Source organism: Marinobacter sp. MMG032, assembly GCF_040112695.1.
GTDB lineage: Bacteria > Pseudomonadota > Gammaproteobacteria > Pseudomonadales > Oleiphilaceae > Marinobacter > Marinobacter salsuginis.
Genome location: NZ_CP157802.1, coordinates 3,582,452 through 3,604,760, shown reverse-complemented (window position 1 = coordinate 3,604,760; position 22,309 = coordinate 3,582,452). Strand labels below are relative to the sequence as shown.

The 22,309-nt window shown below is 57.2% G+C and carries 16 protein-coding genes; 6 read left to right on the top strand and 10 right to left on the bottom strand.

What is annotated here, in order from left to right; translation table 11 throughout:
• Positions 1 to 187 precede the first annotated feature (187 nt).
• Together ABNF92_RS16605 and ABNF92_RS16600 are read left to right on the top strand one after the other, a co-directional pair.
• The gene (locus ABNF92_RS16605; protein ID WP_069183009.1) at positions 188 to 430 is read left to right on the top strand and encodes a hypothetical protein; all 243 of its coding nucleotides are present in this window, start codon (positions 188 to 190) and stop codon (positions 428 to 430) included.
• 126 nt (positions 431 to 556) lie between these two features.
• The gene (locus tag ABNF92_RS16600) at positions 557 to 2,194 is read left to right on the top strand and encodes a methyl-accepting chemotaxis protein (RefSeq protein ID WP_069183008.1); all 1,638 of its coding nucleotides are present in this window, start codon (positions 557 to 559) and stop codon (positions 2,192 to 2,194) included.
• Positions 2,195 to 2,228: 34 nt separating this feature from the next.
• Here ABNF92_RS16600 and ABNF92_RS16595 read toward each other — a convergent pair whose 3' ends face one another.
• The gene (locus ABNF92_RS16595; RefSeq protein WP_069183007.1) at positions 2,229 to 2,810 is read right to left on the bottom strand and encodes a YceI family protein; all 582 of its coding nucleotides are present in this window, start codon (positions 2,808 to 2,810) and stop codon (positions 2,229 to 2,231) included.
• A 68-nt stretch (positions 2,811 to 2,878) separates the two neighbouring features.
• Complete coding sequence (locus ABNF92_RS16590; protein WP_136631659.1) at positions 2,879 to 3,424, bottom strand: cytochrome b; 546 nt, start codon at positions 3,422 to 3,424, stop codon at positions 2,879 to 2,881.
• Positions 3,425 to 3,941: 517 nt separating this feature from the next.
• Here ABNF92_RS16590 and ABNF92_RS16585 point away from each other — a divergent pair.
• Positions 3,942 to 5,228, top strand: coding sequence for an EAL domain-containing protein (locus ABNF92_RS16585; RefSeq protein ID WP_069183005.1), 1,287 nt, complete (start codon positions 3,942 to 3,944; stop codon positions 5,226 to 5,228).
• Here ABNF92_RS16585 and ABNF92_RS16580 read toward each other — a convergent pair.
• The 8 genes from ABNF92_RS16580 to ABNF92_RS16545 all read right to left on the bottom strand — a co-directional run bounded on the left by ABNF92_RS16580 (position 5,223) and on the right by ABNF92_RS16545 (position 17,329).
• Positions 5,223 to 7,001, bottom strand: coding sequence for an SLC13 family permease (locus tag ABNF92_RS16580; RefSeq protein ID WP_069183004.1), 1,779 nt, complete (start codon positions 6,999 to 7,001; stop codon positions 5,223 to 5,225). The two genes, ABNF92_RS16585 and ABNF92_RS16580, sit on opposite strands and share 6 nt — an antisense overlap.
• Before the next feature lie 95 nt (positions 7,002 to 7,096).
• A complete protein-coding gene (parE, locus tag ABNF92_RS16575; RefSeq protein WP_349342761.1) occupies positions 7,097 to 8,992 on the bottom strand; it encodes a DNA topoisomerase IV subunit B in 1,896 nt (631 codons plus the stop codon).
• Between the two features lie 67 nt (positions 8,993 to 9,059).
• Positions 9,060 to 9,533, bottom strand: a complete 474-nt coding sequence (locus tag ABNF92_RS16570; RefSeq protein WP_349342760.1) for a protease complex subunit PrcB family protein — start codon at positions 9,531 to 9,533, stop codon at positions 9,060 to 9,062.
• A complete protein-coding gene (locus tag ABNF92_RS16565) occupies positions 9,533 to 12,040 on the bottom strand; it encodes a S8 family serine peptidase (RefSeq protein WP_349342759.1) in 2,508 nt (835 codons plus the stop codon). Before ABNF92_RS16565 ends, ABNF92_RS16570 begins: the two co-directional genes overlap by 1 nt.
• Before the next feature lie 273 nt (positions 12,041 to 12,313).
• Positions 12,314 to 14,365, bottom strand: a complete 2,052-nt coding sequence (locus ABNF92_RS16560; protein ID WP_349342758.1) for a TRAP transporter large permease subunit — start codon at positions 14,363 to 14,365, stop codon at positions 12,314 to 12,316.
• A 15-nt stretch (positions 14,366 to 14,380) separates the two neighbouring features.
• Positions 14,381 to 15,391, bottom strand: a complete 1,011-nt coding sequence (locus tag ABNF92_RS16555) for a putative solute-binding protein (RefSeq protein ID WP_069182999.1) — start codon at positions 15,389 to 15,391, stop codon at positions 14,381 to 14,383.
• 58 nt (positions 15,392 to 15,449) lie between these two features.
• A complete protein-coding gene (locus ABNF92_RS16550) occupies positions 15,450 to 16,514 on the bottom strand; it encodes a hypothetical protein (RefSeq protein ID WP_349342757.1) in 1,065 nt (354 codons plus the stop codon).
• A gap of 203 nt (positions 16,515 to 16,717) precedes the next feature.
• On the bottom strand, positions 16,718 to 17,329 hold the full coding sequence (locus tag ABNF92_RS16545; RefSeq protein ID WP_174805008.1) for a TetR/AcrR family transcriptional regulator: 612 nt from the start codon (positions 17,327 to 17,329) through the stop codon (positions 16,718 to 16,720).
• A gap of 165 nt (positions 17,330 to 17,494) precedes the next feature.
• On the opposite strand from ABNF92_RS16545, the gene ABNF92_RS16540 reads away from it, so the two are divergent.
• The 3 genes from ABNF92_RS16540 to ABNF92_RS16530 all read left to right on the top strand — a co-directional run bounded on the left by ABNF92_RS16540 (position 17,495) and on the right by ABNF92_RS16530 (position 21,934).
• A complete protein-coding gene (locus ABNF92_RS16540) occupies positions 17,495 to 19,288 on the top strand; it encodes an acyclic terpene utilization AtuA family protein (RefSeq protein ID WP_349342756.1) in 1,794 nt (597 codons plus the stop codon).
• Positions 19,289 to 19,440: 152 nt separating this feature from the next.
• Complete coding sequence (locus ABNF92_RS16535) at positions 19,441 to 20,307, top strand: SDR family oxidoreductase (RefSeq protein WP_153633739.1); 867 nt, start codon at positions 19,441 to 19,443, stop codon at positions 20,305 to 20,307.
• Positions 20,308 to 20,317: 10 nt separating this feature from the next.
• Positions 20,318 to 21,934 (top strand): acyl-CoA carboxylase subunit beta, encoded by a 1,617-nt coding sequence (locus ABNF92_RS16530; protein WP_349342755.1) that lies wholly within the window; start codon positions 20,318 to 20,320, stop codon positions 21,932 to 21,934.
• The last annotated feature ends 375 nt before the right edge of the window (positions 21,935 to 22,309 follow it).

Below are 22,309 nucleotides of genomic sequence, written 5' to 3'. Positions count from 1 at the left end.
GCACATTATATGGAGCAAGGCGCCGATACACCAACAACCTGCGGATTTATTGGCCAAAAACGGACCGCCGTTGCACAGACGCCTGATTCCAATAGCGGAATTCCCGCATGGAGAGTCTGTAAGGTGGGCCGTATTCTCGCATTCAGTGAATAGAAGACCGTTTTACTTCTCTGACAAGCGGAACACTATGAAACCCAACATCAAAGCCTGCGGGCAAGCCATGGTCACAGCCATGGTAAATGCAGTTCTGGCGGTAGCACTGATGCTCCTTGTGGAGTTTGCAATCAGTGGCAGCTTCCAGATTCCCGAGACCTATCTCTGGGCAGGATTACTGATCTGGGTGGTCATTTTCGCGGGACAGTTCTGGCGACAGCGACATCTCTGCAGATCCTGCGACACACCATCGGAATCACCCGACCCCTCCCGATAACCCGATCTGCTCCCGGCCAGAATGCTGCCTCCTTGACCGGGAGCAATTACCCAGTTGTTTTTCAAATCATTCTCTTCCCCGATGCTATATTGGCAATAAGCCAAACCGACAGTACGGGAGAGATCTATGGATTTTGGTAAGCGTTTGGGGCTTCGGGTAAAAGTTGCTTTGCCTTTCGCTATTACCGCAGTAGCCCTGATTGTTATCGGGTTGTTCGCTGTCAGTACCGTCCGGAATCTGGTCTCCGACACCGACAACATTGCCGAAACCTACCTGCCATCCGTCAGCGAAATCCTCAATGGTGACCGGGATCTCTACCAGGCAATGGTGGCCCAGATGGCCTTTGTGGACGCCCAGTTCAACAATGAGGAGGGTGAGAACTACCTCGCCAGTTTCGATGAAAATGCTGGACAGGCTCTCGAACGCTTTAACCAGGCGGTGGCCAGGCTTGAAGGCACTGGTGTATCCGATGTTGCCAGAGGGTTTGATACGGCCTACGAGCGTTGGCTGAGTTCCGCCCAGCGAGTTCTTCAGCTGGCAGAGACGGGAGATGCCGAGCAGGCACGATCGTTGGCAGCCAGTGAGACCAACGAGCTTTTCGATAATCTCCGCAATTACTTTGATGAGGTTGGCGCTCACGCCGATGCGCAAGCCCAGATTCGAGCCGGTGAAGCCTCGTCTGAAGGCCAGAGCAGCTCGGTGACCATCCTTTTGATCACAGTCGTCGCCATACTGATCAGTATTGGGCTCTTCGCTGTATTCCTGAAAATGATTATCGCATCGATTAGTGCCCTCCGGGATCAACTGGACAATATCGCCCAGGGAGAAGGCGATCTGACCCAGCGAATTCCGGTCGAGATGGATGATGATCTGGGCAAACTCGCAAAAAGCTTCAACCTGGTCCTGGAAAACCTGCAATCGATGATTGGCTCCATCCAGCAGTTGACCCGGGAGCTTGGCACTGGTGCTTCAGATCTTGCCCGGGCGGCGAAGGATAACAACGATGGCGTGACGCGACAGACGGACTCCATTTCCATGGTCGCCACTGCCATCAACGAAATGCAGAGTGCCATCGAAGAGGTTGCTGGCAACGCCTCCAGGGCCGCGGAGATTACACGGGAGGCGGAAGAAAAGGGCAAGAACGGCGCACGAATTATCCGCAGCTCTTCAGAGCAGGTGCACCGGCTGGCCGCCCAGATTTCAAAAGCCGTGGAAGTCATCCGCAAGCTGTCTGACGATTCCGACAACATCACGTCCGTTCTGGACGTAATCAGGGGCATTGCCGAGCAAACCAACCTGCTGGCATTGAACGCCGCTATCGAGGCAGCACGTGCCGGCGAGCAGGGACGGGGCTTTGCCGTTGTTGCCGATGAAGTCAGGACCCTGGCGCAACGTACAGGGCAATCGACGGAAGATATTCAGACGATGATCACCACGCTGCAGACCGGCGTTGCGGACATTGTCTCGGTGATGGAGACGGGCAGCAAGGAGGCAAGCGAAACCGAAAAACTGGCCACCGATGCAGAATCTGAACTCAAAGCCATTCTGGAGGCTATGGCAAACATTGCAGATGTAAACACCAGTGTTGCGTCAGCCACTGAAGAGCAAACTCAGGTAGTGGACGAGATCAACCGCAGCATCACTGAAATCAACGATCTGGCAACAGAGAGCGCAAATCGCTCACGGGATATTGATGGAATCAGTGAATCCCTAGAGGGCTATGCGAGGGAACTGGAAAGTCAGACAGGCAGATTCCGGGTCTAGGCCCGGAATCTGTCAGTGGCAGGGTCAGCCAGGATTACTGCCGGATACCCTCGACAGAAATGATGATCTCAACGGTCTCGGAGGCCTTTCCGAGATCCATCGGGATACCGAAGTCTTTCAGGCGAAGCTCGGTTTCAGCTTCAAAACCCATGCGATAGCCTCCCCAGGGGTCCTCACCATGACCCAGCATTTCGGCATCCAGGGTGACTTCCTTGGTAACACCACGGAGAGTCAGGTCACCGATGATATCTGCCTCGCCTTCTTCATCCAGCACCACGCGCTTGCTCTTGAAAGTTGCCTGCGGAAACTCGTCCACATACAGGAAGTCTTCGCTACGCAGGTGCTTATCACGCTCTGCATGATTGGAATCCACACTGCTGGTATCGATCGTCACGTTCACGGTGCTGTTTTCGGGATTCTCGGCGTCATAAACAAATTCGCCGTCAAAATCGTTAAAACGCCCGTAGAGCCAGCTATAGCCCAGGTGGGAAATCTTGAAAGTGACGAACTGGTGGGCGCCTTTGGTATCAAAGGCATAGGTGCCACTGTGCTCGTCGGCATGAACCGCACCAACAAGCGCCATCGACACGGCAGAAGCAAGCAGAACTTTTTTCATGATTAACTCCCTTATTTCATAGGTGCCCGACTCCCGGGCGTTACACGATGAGAAAAACGGCAGACGGGTCACTTCCCGAACATACGCCACAAGGTCCGATCACGATCAAACAGATGGTGTTTCAAAGCCCCGGCCGCATGGACCGCTGCAAGGGCAACTATTGCCCATGTTGACCAGTAGTGAACGGTCCCGGCGGTGTCTTCCATTCCCTTGATCTGGCCGGTAACTGATGGCACCTCAAACCAGCCGAAAACGCTGATTGAAGAACCGTCCGCTGTTGAAATCAGGTAACCGCTCACCATGGCAACGAAAATCAGCACATACAGCAGGAGGTGGGCCATGTGAGCGCTTCGGATCTCCCAGCGCTTGTGACCGGGCAACGGCTCCGGCGCCTCGTTCAACATTCGCCAGGCCACACGAAAAAGCATCACCATCAGCAAAAGAATTCCGATGCTGCGGTGGATGTCGGGTGCTCTGCGATACCAGTCGTCGTAATACGACAGATCCACCATCCAGAAACCGAGCCCGAAAAGTCCAAGAACAACCACAGCGACAAGCCAGTGGATAATGATCGCCACTAAACCGTAGCTGGCCGGAGTGTTTCTGAATTGCATGATGAAAAATGACCCTATTCCCTGGTTAAAGGTGATTAGGCGAGTTTAGAAACTCGGAACGACGAAAAAAATCGAAATCTTTTGCAGCGCTACATCAGAATTTCTGACCATTCCCCCGCCTTTTGCCTTTGGTCGCATACGGGTTTTACGGATTGCTCAAAATTATAGCAACGATAGACTTATTGCATATTTGAACGCCCCGTCTGGGGCCTCAGTGACCGAGAGGACAGGACATGGAACTCGAATTCGACGAAAGCGTGGTTGTACCCAGCAACAATTGATTCTCTGGCGGTCCGCCCGGGCCGCTGGGCTCCTCTCCCCATCTCAAGACAGCGAAAGATACAAACCGTTTCCACTTTCCACATGAAACAGTGGTAATAAACGCGTTTTTTTGGCAATCTTCCCTCCAACTATCAGTAACTTCGCAAGTTTTACTGCGTCATCTGTACTGATAAAAGACAGTTCAGGCGCCAGAGTGGGGCGGCTGATGCGTTCGTTTAATTGACCAGAATCAGCTATGTCGAAACGCCTCCCTGAAAAGCTGACAGATCCCGAAGTGGAACTGTTATCCCCTATGCTGAACAGGGAAGGTGATACATGGACTGCCGATTTTCGCGGACTGACCCTCAGAACAGCACTCCAGCCCATCTACAGCATTTCGCACAAGCGCATCGTCGGTTACGAGGCTTTGATCAGAGCGTTTGATAACGATAACTCCGCCGTCCTGCCGCTCCATCTTTTTCAGCTACCGACTTCAGACGCGGAAAACCTGCTCCTCGACCGCCTGTGCCGATACCTTCACATACGTAATTACAGTGGCATCCGCGATCAACTGAACTGGCTTTTCCTTAACGTCTCTCCGCAAGTGGTCACCAGCGGCAGCCAAGCCGATTCGTTTTTCGGTCAATTGCTCACCAAGACCGGGCTTCCGCCGCACCGTATTGTCATGGAAATCGTCGAGCAGCCAACAGACGATGCAGAAAGGCTGCGGGAAACCGTTGCCTACTACAAAAAACTGGGCTGCCTGACGGCGATTGATGATTTCGGCGCCGGCCACTCCAATTTCGAGCGAATCTGGAACCTGTCCCCGGACATCGTCAAGCTGGACCGGAAGCTGCTGACCCGGGCAACAGACGATCACAAAGCCCGACAGATTCTGAATGGCATCGTGTCACTGCTGCACCAGTCCGGCTGCCTGGTGCTTCTGGAAGGTGTTGAAACCCGCGATCAGGCGATGATCGCCATTGATGCCGGCGTGGACTTCGTGCAAGGCTTCTATTTCCGCAGACCTAGTACCGAACTGGACCAACTGGCCCACGGGCCTGCCGATTTCGACAATCTGTTGCAGGAATACAAGAACCGCAACCAGGTTACACTGGACCCGACACGGCAATTGGTGGACTTCTTCAGTGGCTTTTTTGACCATGCCATCAGCAAGCTCCGCAGCGGTATGAGCATGCAACAATCCTGTCTGGAGCTGCTGAATCACCCCGCCGTCTCACGCTGCTACCTGGTCGACGATAAAGGCGTTCAGATCGATGACACGCTGGTTTCCGACACCGGTACCCGCAGCATGGACCCGCGTTTTAAACCTCTGGAGAGTACCAGCAGTGCCGACTGGTTCCGCCAACAGTACCTCCGCCAGGCTTTGGCCCACCCGGAAAGCCTGCACGTCACCGCACCGTATCTCTGCGTTACCGGTGCTTATATGTGTGTCACTCTGTCATTGGGGTATTTTCAGGACGGAAAACTCCAGGTGCTCTGCTGCGACATTCTCGCCAACCCGACCGAGCAAACCTCATAATCCGGGATTTATGTCGTAAACCAGTGCAATGACCACGACCGTGACCGCACCAATGAACAGATTCATCGGCAACCCCACCCGCACAAAATCACTGAATCGGTAACCGCCCGGCCCGAACACCATCATGTTGGTCTGATACCCCAGTGGCGTGGCAAAGCTGGCCGAGGCGGCCATCATGACTGCGATCACGAAGGGCTCGGCAGCGACTCCCATACTGGTCGTCATCGACAGAACAATGGGAATGACCAGCACAGCGGCAGCGTTGTTAGTAATAACCTCAGTTAGCACCGACACAACAAGATAGACCAGAAGGATGGTTAGAAGGACATTGCCCTGACTGAAGCCAAGAATGCCCTCAGCGACAAAGCCCGCAGCGCCGGTTTGCTCCAGCGCTGCACCCATGGCAAATGACGCCGCTATCGTAAGAATAACCGGCACATCGACCGATTTCTGGGCCTGGCCGACCGAGCAGCAGCCCGACAGAATCATCGCCGCGGCACCTAACAAGGCCGCATTCAGCATGCTCAGCGTGCCGCAGGCAGCTAGGCCCACCAACACCAACAGGATTCCCCAGGACAACCAGGCGCGGTCATGCCGGGGTGTCTCGGTTTCCAGGTCATTGATCAGCAGGAAGTCCTTGTTATAGCGCTGGCGACTGACAAACGCGGGGCGTGCTTCCAGAAGCAGCACATCGCCCGGCTTGAGTCGAATGTTACCGAGGTTGCCGGACACACGCTCACCACCTCTAGCAACAGCCAGGACGACAGCACCGTATCGGTCACGGAACCGCGCATCGCGGATGGTCGAGCCCAGAACATCAGACTGCGGCGATAAGGCCGCTTCCACGAGACGCCGTTCGGCCCGGTCTTTGCTCAGGCTGGGCTCATCTTCATGAACCGACGGAACGATACCGTTGATGCGCAAGAGGTCTGAAATGGCCTGGGTATCACCGGCGAACACCAGCCGATCGCCACCCCTGAGCCGCTCCTCCGAAGGCACTGCGGTAACCACGCTACCATCCCGCTCAATCTCGACCAGGTATAGACGTTCCAGCTCCCGGAGCCCTGCCTCACCGACGGTCTTCCCGACCAGCGGCCCGTCGAAGGACACCGCCACTTCCAGAGTGAATTCCCTCATGGAACCGAATTTCTGCTGGTCCTTGCGGTCCGGCAGCACTCTGGGCATAACCAGCAACAGTGCCGCGACACCGATGATGGCCACCGGAAGCCCCACCGCTGTGATGGAGAAAATGGAGAATCCCTGCTCGCCGGTCAGTTGCTGATATTGGCCGTTGACCACCAGGTTGGTGCTGGTGCCAATCAGCGTGAGGGTACCCCCCAAAATGGCGGAATAGCTCAGGGGAATCATCAGTTTCGACGGTGAGATACCGATTTTCCGGGACCAGGCGTGCACCGCCGGAATCATGGTGGCGACGACCGGAGTATTATTGAGAAAGCCACTCAGAAGGGAGACCGGGAGCGCGATCCGCGCCTGGGCAGAGCGGACGGTCCGGGGATTGCGAAGCAGATGATGCACCAGCAGATCGACGCCGCCGGAATGATGAATGCCCGCGGCCACCACAAACATGGCCACAACGGTAATCAGGCCGCTGTTGCTGAATCCGGCAAGGGCCTGATCCGCAGAAACAATTCCGCTGGCACTGAGCACCACGAGCACACCCATCATAATCAGATGGGGCGCAAATCGCCCTGCACTCATCAGTATCAGCGCGGTGCCTGCGAGGCCCAGCGCAAACCAGCCCTGCCAGTCCATCAACGGTTCTTCCCGATCAGAAAACTGGCAGGATAACGAGTTTACAGAATGCGGAGAAAGAATAAAGAATGCTTTTTATAGCACCTTACGGCATATCAAACTTCAATGTCGGCCATGTTGCCGTAGGTCTCCAGCCAGGCTCTCCGATCGGATGCACGCTTCTTGCCTAACAGCATGTCCATACGGCTATCAGTGTCGTCACCGTCCTCTATGGTCAGCATAACCAGTCGACGGGTGTCCGGAGCCATGGTTGTTTCCCGCAGCTGGAGCGGGTTCATTTCACCCAGGCCCTTGAAGCGTGTCACCGAAATCTTGCCCTTGCGTTTCTCGGCAGCAATGCGGTCGATGATGCCCTGCTTTTCGTGCTCATCGAGGGCGTAGAAGGTTTCCTTGCCCAAATCTACCCGATACAGCGGCGGCATGGCGACGAACACATGGCCAGCGGCCACCACAGGTCGGAAGTGTTTTACGAACAGCGCGCACAGCAGCGTGGCAATATGAAGACCATCCGAGTCCGCATCGGCGAGGATACAGATCTTGTTGTACCGAAGGCCATCAAGCTGGTCAGAACCCGGATCTACACCAATGGCAACGGCAATATCATGGACCTCCTGGGATGCCAGAATCTCGCCGGAGTCCACCTCCCAGGTGTTGAGGATCTTGCCGCGCAGCGGCATCACTGCCTGGAACTCCCGATCCCGGGCCTGTTTCGCGGAACCACCAGCGGAGTCGCCCTCCACCAGGAACAGCTCCGAACGGGCGGTATCACCGCCGGAACAGTCCGCCAGCTTACCGGGCAGCGCGGGCCCCGAGGTAACTTTCTTCCGGGCCACTTTTTTACTGGCCCGCAGGCGGCGCTGGGCATTGCTGATAAAGAGTTCCGCCAGCGCCTCAGCGACATCGGTATGCTGGTTGAGCCAGAGACTGAAGGCATCCTTGACCACACCGGAGATGAAGGCGGCAGCCTCACGGGAAGAAAGGCGCTCTTTGGTCTGCCCCGAAAACTGTGGCTCCTGCATCTTGAAGGAGAGCACATAGGCTGCCCGCTCCCAGATATCTTCCGGTGAAAGCTTTACGCCACGAGGCAACAGATTACGGAACTCACAGAACTCGCGCATGGCTTCCAGCAGCCCCGTGCGCAATCCGTTTACATGAGTGCCACCCTGGGCCGTGGGGATCAGGTTGACGTAGCTCTCCATGATGGCTTCGCCGCCCTCGGGAAGCCACTGGATGGCCCAGTCCACCGCTTCCTTGTTGCCGGAAAAGCTGCCGGTGAAAGGCTCCAACGGCATCACTTCGATATCCGCCAGTGCAGTGCGCAGATAGTCCCGCAGCCCGTCTTCATAGAACCACTCATCTTTCTCGCCGGTTTTTTCCTGCAGGAAAGTCACCGTGAGGCCGGGACAAAGAACCGCTTTCGCTCTCAGGTTGTGGCGAAGCCGGCTGATCGAAAAGTTGGGGCTGTCGAAGTAAGTTATGTCCGGCGTGAATTTCAGGCGGGTACCTGTGTTGCGCTTGCCGACGGTATCGATCACCTCGAGCTCGGAGGCCTTCTCACCGTTGGCGAATGTCATCCTGTGCAGTTGGCCATCCCGCTTGATGGTCACTTCCAGATGGGTGGACAACGCGTTTACAACGGAAACACCGACACCATGGAGGCCACCGGAAAAGTTGTAGTTGCCCTGGGAAAATTTGCCGCCGGCGTGGAGGCGGGTCAGGATCAGTTCGACGCCAGGCAGGCCCTCTTCCTTGTGAAGGTCCACCGGCATGCCCCGGCCGTCGTCCTCAACGCTCAGAGAGCCATCACTGTACAACACCACATCAACACGTTTTGCGTGCCCTGCCAGCGCCTCATCCACACTGTTATCGATAACTTCCTGCGCCAGGTGATTGGGCCGACTGGTGTCCGTATACATCCCCGGCCGCTTGCGCACCGGATCCAGGCCGCTCAGTACTTCAATAGCATCGGCGTTATATTGTTGCTGGCTCATGGGCAGGAACTGACTCCGCAATTGATATGAAAAGCTGAGCCATAGCTTAGGGATTCGTGACGAAAGATCAACGGTTGTTTTCTGCGCGGGTGATCTGGATATCGTCCCAGCCTTCAGCCGTCACCGCGATCACGGCGCATGGGGTGGTCAGGGCTTGAGTGACGATCATGCCGGGGGCGGGTTCGGTCACTCTGACCCTGAGTTCCAGGGTCCCACTCCGAATTTCGGAGGCGTCCAGTGTAACGCTGTAGCCGCCGGTTGGCTTCTGTCCAATAGCCGCCAGAACGATGTGCTCTCGCTCAAACTCAATGTTTTTCAAAGACTCGAGGGAGAGGTTCCGACCGGGCAGGGCTTCCAGGCGCCTAACCTCCTCACGGCTTGTCAGATGAACATGACCCGGAGCGGTCAGACCGCAGTGTGCCGACTGGGTAATCTGGCGTGCCAGCGGCCCGCCCGCTGCAGTTTCAGAACGACTGCTCGCACACCCGGATGCCAGCAGCGTTGCAACCAGTAGAAATCCGGCGCGAAAGTAAATGGACATCAACGATTGGTCTCCAGGTTTCTCATTGGCTCAGCACTGGCGTTTCCATGGTTTTTCAGACGATAGCCCTCGAAACCGATGCGGGGCAATCCCATGGATGCAATGGTCGGGCGACGGAAGCTTGTGCTGAGACTGACTCCAGAAACCCGCCCTTCACCGATAACGATCTTCTCTGGCAGGCCATTTACCGGGTACTCGGCGCAAGCTTCACCACTTTCACAGATAAAGCCGTTGTTATCCGTGTCCGTTCCCGCAACCAGAAAATACTCCCCGGGCTCGATGTCATCGAACGAGAAGCTGTAGCTTCCGTCACGGGCAGTCACTACGCGCTGCTCAATGGTTTCGCGACTTTCATCAGGACTCACCAACAATACGTAATGGCGACCTGCGTCTCGCTCATCAGCCAATGCCCTGAGGTCTATAGAGACCGGGATCTCAACAGTTCCCGAATCGCCCCCGGCACTGTAATCGATTTCGATGGTGGTGGCATAAGTCTGCCCATCGATAACGTTTCCCTCCACCACAGTGACTGCCACCGACCCCGGCAGAGGGCTCCCAGCTGAAAGTGCGGGTTCGAGACTGATCAGATCGGAATTGAAGGAAACACCGTTTACCAAAACCGATTCGCCGTCGGGATACACTGAAAAGTCGAGATCAAGACTGAAACGTGCAATATCAAACTCGAGTGCTGAGGGCGAAGGCAAGACAATGGTACTGACCGAACCTTCAAGGGCGGCGTCAACTGACTTGAGTGCATTCATCAGCCCGGCGCCGTATTCAACGCTGCTCCCGACGCTTTCTGTCAGCAGACCGGCTGCGAGCCAGGCGCGAAAGTTTGAGGGGCTGACAGTTTCACTATTCGCAGCTTTCATCAAGGCATATATACCCGCGACGTGGGGAGCCGCCATCGAAGTACCCTGCAATCCCGTGTATGAGCGGATAAATTCGCCGCCATCGTCAACACCCCAGGTGCTAATGACAAAATCGGCATTACCATCCAGATTCGCATCCCTGGTGGCATCCCCGCCAGGGGCAACAAGATCCACGGAACCGCCGAAGTTGGAATAAGATGCTCTCACCTTGCCCGCATCAACTGCGCCGACCCCAATCACTCGTTCAAAGGCTGCCGGGTAGGTCAATTCATCGGTTCCCTGGTTGCCTGCGGCTGCGACGACCAGCTTTCCGTTTGAATCCGCCCGGTTTATGGCAGCCTCCAACACGGTACTTGGACCAACGCCTCCCAGACTCAGATTGATGACATCGATATCCGGATTGGTTGCAGCCCAGTTCATCGCCGCCACCAGATCATCCAGAGTTCCTGCTCCGTCCCGGCCCAGTACCCGGACTGGCCACAGAGTGACATTGGGAGCCACTCCATCTACACCCTCGCCATTTGCCAGTGCCGCAACAATGCCGGCAACGTGAGTGCCGTGGAAGTTACTGCTCTGAGGTTTTCCGTCTCCCGGGTCGGCAGGATTGTTGTCATAGCCCAACTGATCATTGAACTGCGGATCAATATCCACCTCGGCGGACACATAATCCAGTATGCGGTTGGAATTGAACGGAACAACGTTCGCATCCAGATCAAGGTGCCATCCGCCGTAGGTTTGCGGGGTGGACGTAAACAGACCCGTGTCCATGACGGCAACGCCAACATCATTGCCAAGGTCCGGTGCGGCTTGCCAGGCAAGTGGAAGATTGATGAGCGGCAGATTCCATTGCAGAGATGAGAGATCCCGATCCGCCTGAGCGCGATAGATGTAATTCGGCTCAGCAACCTCAACCCCGGGCTGCGTTTTCAGGTCAGCGATCCAGCGAAGCGTCTGATCACGCAAGCCTCCCGGCGTGCTGGATGATTGGGAAGCAACGACACCGGCAGGGTCGCGCCGGATTAACCAGGCGCCCCGCCCCAGTGATTTCGCGGAGGAGGCTGACAAAGCGCCGGCAAGGCCCTGCGAACTGAAACCACCCTGCTCTTCCGGCGACATCAACACAATGGCCTCGTCGGGCACAAACTCCGGCTGGCTGTATTGAGCATTCTGGAAACTGGTAACGCCGGTAGTCGAAACAGACAGGACGTATCGGAAAGGACCACCACCTGCCGTTCTGACGCTGATTTCTGCCGGCCCTTCGGCAGGCGCACTTACCATCAGAGGCGTATCGCCTGCTCCCGAATCTGAATCTGAGGCACCGCCCTGCTCAACGGAAAGTGTAATCGTAGGCTCGGTAAAACCTGCATCTTTGAAAACCTGTACGGCAATCGTGCTGCCCGCTGCCAGATCTGTGCGAAATGTATCCTGGCCGTCGATGACATACTCAAATATAAACCCGTCAGAATCCGGATAGACACCAGAGGTGGCACTCAGATAGCCCCCCAGAATACCGGTTGAAGGGATTAACTGCGCGGTGCTCGACGAATCATTGGAAACTGCTTCGTTCAGACGGCGGTCATCAGCTGTGTCCGAGTCCACCCGTGTTCCACTTTCGATGGTAATGGTGCCACTCAATCCGGGCTCCTGAGAATCCAGGCTGTCACCACTACCTCCTCCCCCACAACCCACCAGGGAAATTGCAGCGAGGAAAAGCGGGACTGATTTTGAAAGTGCAAGCGAGTTCATAGGTCAGGCCACTGGCAGCAGGTCAATGTTGATTCCCAGGTTATACCAAACACGCTTCTCTCAAGTGTTCGGTTTCGTTCAAACTACGCTTCCCCTTGTATTCCAGATGCAAAAAACCGCCTGAAGTTTCCCTCAGGCGGTTCTATTTATCTCACTGCAACATTACAGCGCATAGAACAGCATCGGCACGAACGCCACAAACAGCAGTGTCGGCCCCATCACGGCCAAAGGCAGCAGCAGCCGCTCATAGCGATGCCAGAAGGAACCGGTGCGCTCTGCCGCCAGCACTTCTGTCTCGCCCACCACCTGCCGGGTCAGCAGGTGGTTCAGCGCCACTGGCGGGCTCAGATAGCCGAGCTCGAATGCCACCAGGCACACAATCCAGAAGTGAAGCGGATCAATACCCAGCTGGATCGCCGGCTGGGCAATGGTGGCTGAGACCAGGATCACCGCACCGAATGGGTCCATGACCATACCAATTACCGTGAGCATCACCACAATCACCAGCATGGCGACCCAGGGACTGGTCAAATCCTCCGGGAAGAGCGAATGGACAATATCCGAGCGCTCGAGGATCCCCCCCAGACAAATGGAAAACCCGATCAGCGCAAGCAGTGCTCCAATATGCACCGCTGAATCGCTGGCCGCGGCGGAGCTACGGCTCCAGAATACCTGAGAGAGGGTCTGGCCCTGCTCCTCATTACTGCGACCGGAATCCAGCAACACCAAGGCGAGCATGACCAGCGGCAGAATCAACGGTGCGCTGTACTCGTTAAACTTCAATCCGAGAACCACCCAGATAGACACGATGACCAGGGCCGCCACTGCCACATAAGGCAGCAAAGCCCGGCTTTCAGCGAGGGCGGCGCGAAAGGCCCCCGGCGCCGGACGGGGCTTCCAGTTGCCCTGGGTCTTGCAGACAATCAGCGAAAACAGCGTTGCTGACATGATGAAAACCCAGAAGCCCCAACTGTACATTTCGGTGGTCGTGACCTCTTTATTGAGGGCTGCGACAACGACAATCAGCAGGCATGGATTGAGAACCACCCCGAGACTGCCGGACATGGCGGTCGTTGCCAGAGACAGCTGGCGCCCTGCACCGGCGCGGCGCAGTTCGTCATAAACAACCCCGCCCACGGCCAGGATGAATATACCGGATGCGCCGGTAAATGCAGTCGGAAAGGCCGTGGCGAAGATGATTACCGAAGCCAGCAGCGGCGCGGGCAGATTGAAAGGTTTAATGAGGTTCAGCAGAAGTTCGGGAATCCGGGTCTGCTTGAGCATCATGCCCACCAGCACGTAAAGGCCAATGTTGATAAACATGGACGACAGGTTGGACATCATTCCGAAATAGATGGCTAGGCCCGAGGCATACCCGTCTACCAAAAAGAAGTAACTCATGGCGATCAGGCCCATGGCGCAATACAGCGGAATTACCAGGCCCGAGGAGGCAGAAAGTCCGCCGGGACGAATCCGTTCCGGGACGTTCAGAAACCGGACCGCATTGATCACCATGAACAGGCCGAAGACCCCGCCCCAGGCGTATTGGAGGCTCATTGTGTCTTCCGATCCGGGCGATGTCGCCAGCTTGCCCAGGTAAGCATTCAGGGACACCACCATCAGACCGTTAACCACAAACTGCACACCCTGGCTCAACCGCCATTCGGCACGATTGCGGGGCAGGCGCAAGGCTATGTGGTCAGTGTCCAGTGCCGCGATGGCGGCGGCCATCGCGAACATTGCGATGAACAGGTACTTGGTAAGCTCAATGTTGTCCAGAAGGAAATCCGCCAGCCCCTGCTCTACCGCCTTGAAAGCGCCGAGAGCCGGCGTGGCATGGGCAAGGTTCTGCTCGTAGACATCGTATTGCTGCTGGCAGAGTTCCAGATTGCTCTGCAGTGATTTACGAATGGCTTCGGGATTGGGCGGTGAACTGAATAGGTCGTCCGGATCCGGCTTATAGTTGGCTACCCGTCGGGCCACCTCAGCATCAATGTCCATCGCCAACTGACACGATGGCTCCGTGGCATCCGGGTTGAGCAGGTAATAATTCGGCCAGGTCTGCTCACCAACCCAGAGCAGACGGGAATGGAGAGAATTGCCCATGCCCAGCAACAGCGTGAACAGCAGCAGGAGCAGCAGAACAGCCCCGTACATGCGATGTACGGGGTATAGGGTTCGTGCGGCCGGGGCGGTGATGGCTCGCCAGTTCATGATGGTTTTGCCCCGTTATTCGCGGTTAGCCGCGGTGCATTCGGCAGCAGCGGGGTTACTGGCACAACGAATCTTGCTGAGCAGCCCCATCATCTTCGGGTGATACACATCCGGGGCACCGTTCAATCCATCACGCATCTCGATCCGGTTCTCCCGGAACATTTCCTGATAACCACGGATATCCTTCTCAGGGATGCGCACCCATTTTTCTTCAGGAATCGCCGCTTCCTGGCCTTCGATCAGGCCCATGGCCTGCGGGAACATATTCCAGGCTACTTCCCGGGCTTTCTGGGCGGTTTCATCATCGAGCACGTCATCCCGGGCGACCATCTGAAGCGTCAGCTGGGCCAGCGGATAGTCCACCACACCCCCGCTCTCGCCGATGCCTTTATAAAGTTCCAGGGCCTCGTAAGCGAAGGCCGGCGCATAGGCGGTATCCACAGAACCGTTGTTAAATTTGCCGGCGAAATTGGTGATGTCGGAAGGCACCACCGTGGCCTTGACGAAGTTCACCATGTGAATGGCGTCTTTCTGGTAATCGAGAGTCGCCATCCGCTTGCCCGCCAGCTCGCCGGCGGTATCGATGCTGCGATCGTTCACAAACAGATAACCGGCACCGACCGGAATGATTCCAAGCACTTCGTAGCCATTATCCTTCATCAACGGCGCTGCTTTGGGCTGGGCCAGCGTGGCCAACAGGGTTTTCAGGTTGTCGTAGGTGGGAAGGGCTCCCACGGCACTGATGCTGCCCGTGAACTTGTTGAATGGACGAATCCGGATGTCGGTGGCGGCAACCGCATCGCACTGCCCGGCATTGAAATCGCCTATGGCTACACCCTCGTCGGTGTAAGGTTTCAGCTGGAAATCCACGCCGTGACCTTTCATCTCCAGGGCATAGTCTTTGACAAAGTTGTAGAAGTCTCCATTGGCGCCGATGACATCGAATACACACATGGAGACAGACTGCGCCGATGCCAGAGGAGCGGCAGCGACAAGAGCCATAGCAGTCAGGGATTTGCGGATCATAACGACCTCCGGGTCATTCTTGTGTTTGTCAGTTTTCAGAGGATGTCGGCCACCTGCCTTACAGCAGGTCGTCCAGATTCATGGTTTCGACGTTTTCGGTTTGCCGCTCAGGGCTCATCCTGCCGAAGAAGGATTGCGGCGTCCGATATCCGTAGTTGGCGGTCCAGTGCTTGTCCGAAGAAAAGCGAACCACTCCGGCCGCAACTTCATCCACGAGACGGTAGTCGTCCCAGACCTCAATCGTTGCATCGGCCTCGGCGAAAGTAACGATGGCTTCTTCAAGTTTTTCGGGCCGGCCAAAGGTTTCGGCGGCAACAGTCTGGAGCGCGTGCGGAACCCGCATGCCTTTTTCGACGCCCAGCTTCCTGCTGTGTTCCAACACCTGCCAGGGATCCGGCGCCAGTGCCGGGCGGGTATCCGGCAGCAGCAGCCAGACCAGCGCCCGGATGGCATTGGGCATTCCGCCCCACTTTTCATTGTCCAGACAGGTAGCGGCACGCTCGGCCTGAGGCGCAATGTTCCTGGGTACGCCAGCCATAGCGCCGGAATTGGCATCGTTTACGATAGCCTGCATGCCGGTCAGCAGGCCCAGCAGGAAGGTGATTTCGTCCTGCTCGGTGAACAGGAACGGGCATTCAAGGGGTTCGGCGGCGGGATCAAACTCATAGGCTGCCATCGCTCTCTGAAAGGAGGCGTACCTGCGTTTCGCGGTCAGCGCATTCAAGCGCTTGGCCACTTCTCTGGCGTCCTTGGCCGCTGCCACATCACCCTCATAGTCTGCCCTGAGATAGGCGAGCTCAGCCTCCCAGGCTTCATACTCGGCGCAATTGCCTGCCAGGAGCATCAGCAAGGAGCCGGTGCTGTCAGGGGCATCGGTCACCCGTGAAAAGGAATAGAGCAACGGATCAACACCCTCACCCAACGCACAGGCCATCTGGGCATCGGACATCTGCAATACGTAGGGTGTGGCCTCGCCCTCGGAGTAGTTGGAGAGCACAACGCCAGTGGTGGTGTAGATGGGATTTGCCGAGCAACCTGCGAGTGCGGCAACCGCCGCCAGCGAGAGAGCCTTGAGGCGAGCCGCGAAAAGGCGCGGTCCGAGCCTTGCCAGAGAGGAGATCATATTTCACCCTGCATCACGTTGTTTTTGTTTGCCCGATCTGAACTCGGTTTTTGTCAACGGGTGCAAGAATGCGGTGAAAACTGTCCTACAAAAATGGCTCGAATGCCGATTTTGTTATGCCGATCGGGCCAATGGCCTCCAGGGAATGGAATTGCTCTGGGTTTTATTGATTTAAAACAAAGACTTTCGAAAATGACACCGATTCAGAGAGACATCATGGCCATGACCTGATCGGTCAAACCATCCAGCGTCAGTCCTCCCCGCTCCGGCTTGTACCAGGTTACGGTCCAGCTGAGAGCACCGGTCAACATCCTTCGAACAACGAAGGGATCCGCCTTCAGAGCGCCTTCGCGTTTCAGCGATTCCAGGACATCGAGCCAGAGCTTCTCGTAGATATCCCGAAGTTCCAGCACTTCCACCTGGGAGGCGGCCGACAGACTCCGCCATTCGAAGACCAATACCGCCATGGCCTCGCCGGTCTGACCGTTGATTGACTCCAGCTCGGCACGAACAAGACCCCGCAGCTTTTCTCTGTTGGTATCGGCAGCCTCCAGCGCCGCCTGCATGAGTGCGGTGTTCAAACGGATGGTTTCAACCATCACTGCTTTGAGGATCTCTTCCTTGGTCCGGAAGTGATGGAACAGGCTGCCAGACTGAATACCGACGGCGGCGGCCAGATCGCGAACCGTGGTGCGCTCATAGCCTTTTTCCCGGAATAGGCGGGCGGCCTCTGTGAGCAGACGGCCGCGGGCACCATTGGGATCAGACACGAGGTTCTCGGCGATCAGGGACTGGAGGATCTTGTTCTGGCTCACTGAGGCTTTCCAGTTGGCAAAAGAGGCCTTTAATTCTACCTGAAACCTGCCTATTTACAAACCAAGCGCTTGCTTGGTATTGTCAATTCCATGTTAGACAAAACCGCGATTGCCCCAGGCATCGAATCGGTAACCATAGACAGGGCTTAAACAGGGCACAGGAACATGGCTGAATCTCAAAAAACTGTTCGCATCGGATGCTCCGCCGCTTTCTGGGGCGATACTGAGACCGCCGCCGCGCAACTGGTTCATCAGGGCAACATTGACTACCTGGTGGCCGATTACCTGGCCGAGATCACCATGTCGATTATGGCCGGGCAGAAGATGAAAGATCCGTCCCAGGGCTATGCAAGGGATTTCGTCCAGACCGTCATGGCTCCCCTGCTTGGGGACATCAAGGAAAAAGGCATCCGTGTACTGGCCAACGCTGGCGGCGTGAACCCGGTAGCCTGTCGCGACGCCCTTCAGGCCCTCTGCGAGAAGGCAGGCGTAGACATGAAGATTGCCCTGGTTCTGGGCGACGACCTGCTGGCGAAAAAGAAAAAGCTGGCCGATATGGGCATCACGGAAATGACCTCCGGCCAGCCGATGCCACCCATGATGATCAGCCTGAACGCCTACCTCGGCGCGCCGGGCCTGGTTGCCGCCCTGGAACAGGGCGCCGACATTGTGATTACCGGCCGGGTTGCTGACAGCGCTCTGGCGCTGGCCCCTCTGGTGCACGAATTCGGATGGAGCTGGCAGGACTACGACAAGCTGGCCCAGGGTAGCCTGGCCGGGCATCTGCTGGAATGCGGCGCCCAGGCTACAGGTGGCAACTTTACCGATTGGGAAGAGGTGGCCGGTGGCTACGCCAACATGGGCTTCCCGATTGCCGAAGTGAGTGCCGACGGCAGCTTTTTTATCACCAAGCCCGAGGACACAGGCGGCCTGGTGAGCCGGGGCACCGTGGCCGAACAGTTGGTCTATGAGATTGGCGATCCCAGGGCCTATCTGCTGCCGGACGTTACCTGCGATTTCACGGGCGTTGAATTGGAGGAAACGGGCAAGGACCAGGTTCAGGTTCGAGGCGCCCGGGGCCTTGCGCCCACGGACAGCTACAAGGTGTCGGGCACCTGGCCGGACGGCTTCAAGTGTACTGTCACATTCCTTCTGGCTGGTATGAACGCCAGGGCCAAAGCCCAGACCGTGGCCCAGGCCATCCTCGCCAAGACCTCTCGCATGTTCAGTGAGCTTGGTTTGCCCGATTACAGTGAAACCAGCATCGAGCTTCTGGGTACCGAAACCACTTATGGCGCTCACGGCCGGGGTGAGGATTGCAGGGAAGTCGTGGTCAAGATCAGCACGGCCCATCCCAAGAAAGAAGCGCTTGTGCTGTTTTCCCGGGAAATTGCCCAGGCGGCAACGGGCATGGCACCGGGAATTACCGGAATTGTCGGAGGGCGTCCGACCGTGTGGCCGAAAATCCGGCTGTATTCCTGCCTGGTGCCGAAAACAGAAGTCGAGGTATCCGTGGATCTGGGTGGCGAGCAGCAGGCCGTTGAAGTTGAGACCAGCGGCGGCTTCGATAGTGCCGACCTTCCGCCACAGTCGTTCACTCATGACACTGGCGCCACCGATACCACTGTTCCACTGGTAAAACTTGCCTGGGCCCGCAGTGGCGATAAGGGCGACCACACCAACATTGGCGTGATCGCCCGCAAGCCGGAATTTTTGCCGTTCATTGAAACCGCACTGACGGAAGCGGCCGTTGCGGAATGGATGGCACATACCCTGAATCCGGAAAACGGTCGGGTCACCCGCTGGGCCATGCCCGGTTTGCAGGCCATCAATTTTCTGCTGGAGCACAGTCTTGGTGGCGGGGGTGTCGCCAGCTTGCGGATTGATCCCCAGGGGAAGGCGTTTGCGCAGCAGCTATTGGAGTTTCCGGTGCCTGTTCCTTCAAAGATCATCAACTAATAGACCATGGAGCACGCGTTCGGGCCGTTGGCCCCTCCCGGGACACGCTGTGAATACGTCCCTGTACGCTTGATCGCAGCATCCATGCTGCTCACAGTCCCGGGAGGGGCCAACGGCCCGAACGCCCGAACATTTGGAAAGGTTTTCGAGATATGAGCTACCAATCTGTTTTTCATCCCGACTTGTTCAAGGGCCAGGTGTTTATTGTTACCGGCGGCGGTTCTGGCATTGGCCGGTGTACGGCCCATGAACTCGCTGCCCTGGGCGCGCGGGTTGCCCTGGTCGGTCGCAAGTCCGAGAAAGTGGAATCTGTGAAAGCTGAGATCACTGAGGACGGCGGCATTGCGTCCGCCCATGTCTGCGATATCCGTGAGGAGGAATCAGTCAAAGCCACGGTGAAAGCGATCATTGCCGAACACGGCGGTCTGAACGGACTGGTAAACAATGCCGGCGGGCAGTTCCAGGCGCCGCTGACCGGGATTAACCAGAAGGGCTGGGAGACGGTCGTTCGCACCAATCTGACCGGCGGTTTTCTGATGGCTCGGGAAGCATACACTCAGGCGCTGTCGAAGACCGGGGGGGCCATCGTCAATATCGTCGCAGATATGTGGGGCGGCATGCCCGGCATGGGGCACTCCGGTGCTGCCCGGGCCGGGATGGTGAACTTTACTCAAACGGCCGCTGTTGAGTGGGGTGCATCGGGCGTTCGGGTGAATGCCGTTGCTCCGGGCTGGATTGCCTCCAGCGGCATGGACAACTACCCCGAACACATGAGGCAGTGGATTCGCAGCCTGGGCGATAACGTGCCTATCAAGCGGATGGGTACCGAATCCGAAGTCAGCTCGGCGATCTGTTTCCTTCTCAGCCCTGGCGCAGCGTTTATCAGCGGCGACTGCCTGCGGATTGATGGCGGCGCCTCCCAGGGTGGCCGGGTGTGGCCGTTGCCGAAGGCCAAGAATAACGCGCCCTACAACGGCTTTCACCGGGCCGTTACCCCGAAAGTTCTGAGCGACGACTGAGGAGCCTACCATGCAGGTACTTGAATCCACCGTAAGCTCCCAGTCCGAGGATTTCCGCACCAATGCTGAGGCCATGGACGCCCACATCACCACCTTCCGGGACGTTGAGCAGAAGGTGCTGGATCTGGCCGAAGCGGCCCGGGAGAAGTTCACCAAGCGGGGCAAGTTGCTTCCGAGGGACCGTATCAACCGGTTGCTGGACCGGGGAACACCCTTCCTGGAGCTCTGCTCGCTCGCCGGCTACAAGATGCACGATGACAAGGACGGGAGCATGGCCGGCGGCGGGATCATCGCTGGTATTGGTTATGTCAGTGGCATTCGTTGCCTCGTCGTTGCCAGCAACAGCGCCATCAAGGGCGGCACCATTACCCCGGCCGGCCTGGACAAGACCCTGCGGCTTCAGCAGATTGCTATGGAGAACAAGCTCCCCGTGGTTTCCCTGTCCGAAAGCGGCGGCGCCAACCTGAACTACGCCACCGATATTTTCGTGCTCGGCGCCCGGGGCTTTGCCAACCAGGCGCGCATGTCGGCCGCCGGCATTCCCCAGGTTACCGTCGTCCATGGCAACGCCACCGCCGGCGGCGCCTATCAGCCGGGGCTGTCCGACTATGTGATCGTGGTGCGTGAGCAGGCCAAGATGTTCCTGGCCGGCCCCCCGCTTCTGAAAGCCGCCACCGGCGAAGTTGCCACTGACGAGGAACTCGGCGGTGCCGAAATGCACGCCACTGTGGCAGGAACCGCCGAATACCTGGCCGAAGACGACGCCGACGGCATCCGCCAGGCCAGAAATATCCTCGAAGCCCTGCCCTGGAATGAGCAACTGCCACCGCAGCGAGAACTAAAATGGGAGGAGCCTCTCTACCCGGCCGAGGAACTCCTGGGCGTGATCCCGGCAGATTCTAAAAAACCCTACGACGTTCGCGAGATTCTTGCCCGAATCGCCGACGGCTCGAAGTTCATGGACTTCAAGAACGAGTTCGACGACCAGACCGTCTGCGGCACCATCCGTATCGAAGGTCACTCGGTTGGCATCATCGGCAACAACGGCCCGATCACCCCGGCCGGATCCGCCAAAGCGGCCCAGTTCATCCAGCTCTGCGACCAGGCCGGAACGCCGCTGCTGTTCCTGCATAACACAACCGGTTTCATGGTGGGCACCCACTCGGAGCAGAACGGAATCATCAAACACGGATCAAAAATGATCCAGGCCGTGGCCAATTGTCGGGGGCCAAAGGTCGCAATTGTCATCGGTGGTTCCTATGGCGCAGGTAACTACGCTATGTGCGGTCGCGGTCTGGACCCAAGGTTCATCTTCGCGTGGCCCAACAGCCGAACGGCGGTCATGGGCCCGGCGCAGGCGGGCAAGGTGATGCGTATTGTGGCCGAAGACAAGCAGCGTCGCGGGGGCATGGAGCCGGATCCGAAGACACTGGATTTTCTGGAGCAGGCGACGGCCAAAAAACTGGAGGAAGGCTCAACGGCGCTGTTCGGAACGGCCAGATTGTGGGATGACGGGCTAATCGATCCGCGGGATACGCGGCGCGTTCTGGCCCTGGTTCTGGACGTTTGCCGGGAAGCCGAGGCGAGGCAGTTGCGGCCCAATACCTTTGGTGTGGCCCGCCTGTAGGCTTTTTGGGTTTGGTGGGGCCCGCCTATGGGATTGCTTGTTTTGCGGGATGAACCGGTTGAGACACCCTGTCCAAAAACCGCTACGAGCACATCCATGTGCGCTTGGCGCCGGCCATCCTTGGCCGTCGACATTTTTGGACAGGGTGTCTCAACCGATTCTACGAAGCTCAAAGTTAACGCTTTTAGCCAGCATGCTTTTCCGCCGCAGCATGCGAAAAAACAATCGTAGGTCGGATTAGCCAAGGGCGTAATCCGACAAAAAAAGCTGCCAGCAGGCAGCAACCAATTTGCAGACGTAAGCGGCTGTGTGGGATCGGTTTCAGAAAATGTCGGCGGCCATGGATGGCCGACGCCAAGCGCACATGGATGTGCT